Annotated in this window: 2 protein-coding genes and 1 pseudogene; 1 reads left to right on the top strand and 2 read right to left on the bottom strand. The window is 47.3% G+C overall.

All coding sequences use genetic code 11. The features are described from left to right. Together AC3DOM_RS15400 and AC3DOM_RS15395 are read right to left on the bottom strand one after the other, a co-directional pair. A pseudogene (locus tag AC3DOM_RS15400) lies at nt 1-894 on the bottom strand (hypothetical protein); the annotation flags it as partial. 39 nt (nt 895-933) lie between these two features. Next, entirely contained in the window at nt 934-2,277 is a 1,344-nt protein-coding gene (locus AC3DOM_RS15395) for a M23 family metallopeptidase (protein WP_487919929.1), read from the bottom strand. Nucleotides 2,278-2,808: 531 nt separating this feature from the next. Here AC3DOM_RS15395 and AC3DOM_RS15390 point away from each other — a divergent pair. Continuing rightward, the coding region (locus AC3DOM_RS15390) for a type II toxin-antitoxin system RelE/ParE family toxin (RefSeq protein WP_487919928.1) at nt 2,809-3,164 on the top strand (356 nt) is incomplete at its 3' end.

Below are 3,164 nucleotides of genomic sequence, written 5' to 3'. Positions count from 1 at the left end.
GGCGAAATAATATTGAATTGCAACGGAACCAGCATTCAGGTCAGGGGCGATCCGCATTGTCGTTCCATCCAAAAAGGTCAATTCGGTTAATTTTCCAGATCGCCAATCGTAATAGCCGACTGCCAAATCCTGGACAGCCATCATCATTTGGCGGAACATGCCGTGTTTGCGGAAATCTATATAACCCAGAGGATAATCTGTTTCTGCCAGGTTGCCAGGTTGCCCCAAAACCCAGCCTGATTCATATTCTATAAGCGCAACGAGAAGGCGTGGGTTGAGGGAGTTTTCTGCGGCGAGACGGGTAACCCCTTCTGCGCCAGTTGTCCAACTCGTGGTACCCAGATATTCCCTATATTCGCTCAGATAGCCTCCCGCCTCAGCGACATAGGCAAGGGTATCAAAATCCAGGCCAGTAGCAGAGAAAACTACTTCACTATCGGGGAAGATTTGTTCACTGGAGGTGGTCTCATCGAGCCTGTCGGGGATCACCAATAAGGTATTGGGGTCAAGGAGAGAGCCTGGTTCAGGCATTTCTCCGGTTGAAATGATTTCCTCCACTTCAACAGCAAAATGTGAGGCGACTACCTTCAGTGAATCTCCCGATTGTGAATAATATAAAATTGTTGGTTCTTTGATCGCAGCAGGTGTTTCAGCAATTTTAGTTGGCGTCGCTAAATTTTCCAATGGTTGATTAGTGGGCAGGGCTGTAGGCGGAAGTTTAACCGGTTCGTTCGCTATCATCGGGCTTGGGGTGGCGATAGCAACGGGAGCCGCTTGCACAGGGGGAAAAACCTGAGGAGTGGGCGTGCTATATTCACCCCAAAGAGAGGGTGTTGCTCCGCAGGAATTCAGCACGATGGAGAGGAGTGTAATCAGGATGATTGTTTTTTTCATAATATAACTGATCCGTCAGCTCGCGATGACATTCCTTCTTTATCTCGTAATCTCATTGATGGCATTTTGCCCATCCCAGGCTTCAATGCGCTGCTCGCCTCGGGTTAGAAAACCGTCATAGACAGCGCCATCTCCACTGGAAACCCAGCCATCCATGATGAAGGGTAGATATCCATCAGCGGGAATCCATTCGCCATTATAACGGCGGGCAAAATGAAGGTGGGCGGCGTTGGAAAGACCTCCCTCGCAGGAGGGATGTCCGATTCGATCGTCCGTATTCAGCTTGCTCCCGCTTTGGACGCGTCCATCCGATCCCATATGCATATAGAGCAAGGTCCAGCCGGTTTCTGCGAAGCCATCCCCATCAAGATCAAGAACGACAGCGCCATTATCAGAGCGGACGATGACGCCCGGCGCGGATGCCAATACCCAGGCATCTGCGGGAGCGCAACCCAAAGGTTCACCCGGCGCGGCAAAATCGAGGGCAGCCCAGCCAGAACCTGCATCCCAGCCGCCATGCGGTCCACCGGTAAAAGACCAGGTTTCTCCGTAAGCAAAGGGGAGCGTCAGTTGGGGCTGGGTCAGGCCGGCAGGGAGGACTGGATCGATTGCATAGTCAAAGGGATAACCAAAAAGTGATTCAAAGGTCGCGAAAAAGCCCTCTTCTGAAACATCATATTCCCACACATCGCGGGTGTAGAGCAGGGCGAAGTAGTTTTGCAGTGCCGCTGTTCCGGCGTTGATATTTGGATTGATCGGTAGCAAGCTTCCGTCCACGAGATCCCACTCGGTGACTGCGTTGGCGCGCCATAAATAATAACCGCGATTCAGTTCATTTGCCGACCAGGTAAGCTGACGATATAACCCCGCATACCATTCCTTGTAGTAACGCATCGGATAGTCAATTTCATCCACGACAGATTGGGTCACCCATCCGCTCTGGTATTCGAGCAGGGCCAGCAGTATTCGCGGATTAACGGAGTAATTATTTGCCACCAGGCTGACGATCTCTGGTCCACTGAGCAGAACGCCGTCGACTTCCTGCTGGTAGGAATTCAGATAACTATTTTTATTTTTCAGGTATTTATCCATATCCAGGAGCAGACTGGCCGGACCATTGATCAGCTCAGAATCGGGGATGATCTTGAAGCCTGAGCCCTGGTCAGCTGCGGGCGCAAAGCGGGCAATGTTTGGGGTGGGGGTTGAGATGGGCATTCCAGCGGAACGGGTAGGCGGTAGCAGAGTCGTTAGGGGAATTGAAGCCTGAAGGCCAATCTCAGCGAAGGGATCGTAATCATCCCAATTGGGGGCTTCTTCGATGGGCGCGGCACAGGCAGAGAGCAGGACTAAGGCCGCGATGATGAGGGGCATGATCTTAAACATGGGCGAATTGTAGCATGGATGGGGGAGGAGAAAAATAGGTTTTTGGTAAGAAAATGAACGTAGTAAAATTGCCTTGCACCTATCAGAATGGCTTCTGTTCGATTATCGGGTATAACTGAGGCTAAAACAGATTCCTGTTTAGCAAGGTGCGAGGCAATATGGTTTAACGTTTTTCTTTAATTCCCCAGTTGACTTTGCAACCAGATTTTGCTAAAGTATGAATGGGATTAGACAATGGTCTAGGAGGGCATGATTGCTATTTTTCAATTGATCACTGCTGGATTAATTTCGTAAATGATCTCTCTGCGATACATTTCATCATACTAAAATATATGGAACTATTTTCGAAATACCTCCAATAATTGGTACTGGCGTGGTAATTCTTATAGTACTTTATTCCTCCCGGCCTCGGGAAAATAACAGAGATAAATAATTGAAATATAATAAGATTTTATGTTTCATTGACAAAGGACTTTAGTAATGCTATTCTTTTATAGCACATACGCTATAATTCAATTAAAGGCTTAAACCATGCGGAATGTCGAATATTACACAACCCCGAATGGAAAATGCCCTATTCTTGAGTATTATGGCACACTAGACGAAGAAAACGAACTTCCTTATGCAACTCGCATGGTCGACTTGCTTAAAGAATTTGGACACACTTTGCGCCGGCCACAAGCAGCGCTTTTACGGGACGGAATATATGAACTACGCTTTCGAATAAATCGAAATCAACATCGTATTCTATATTTCTTTTTTTATCAAAAGGCCATTATATTAACTCACGGATTTTATAAATCAAAGAGTGCAGTAGATCCAATAGAAATTGATAGAGCAATTAAATATAAAAAAGAATACTTTTCTAGACATGAGAGACAAAAATG

This window comes from Candidatus Desulfolinea nitratireducens (genome assembly GCF_982879505.1).
This window is presented reverse-complemented; position numbering and strand designations above follow the sequence as displayed.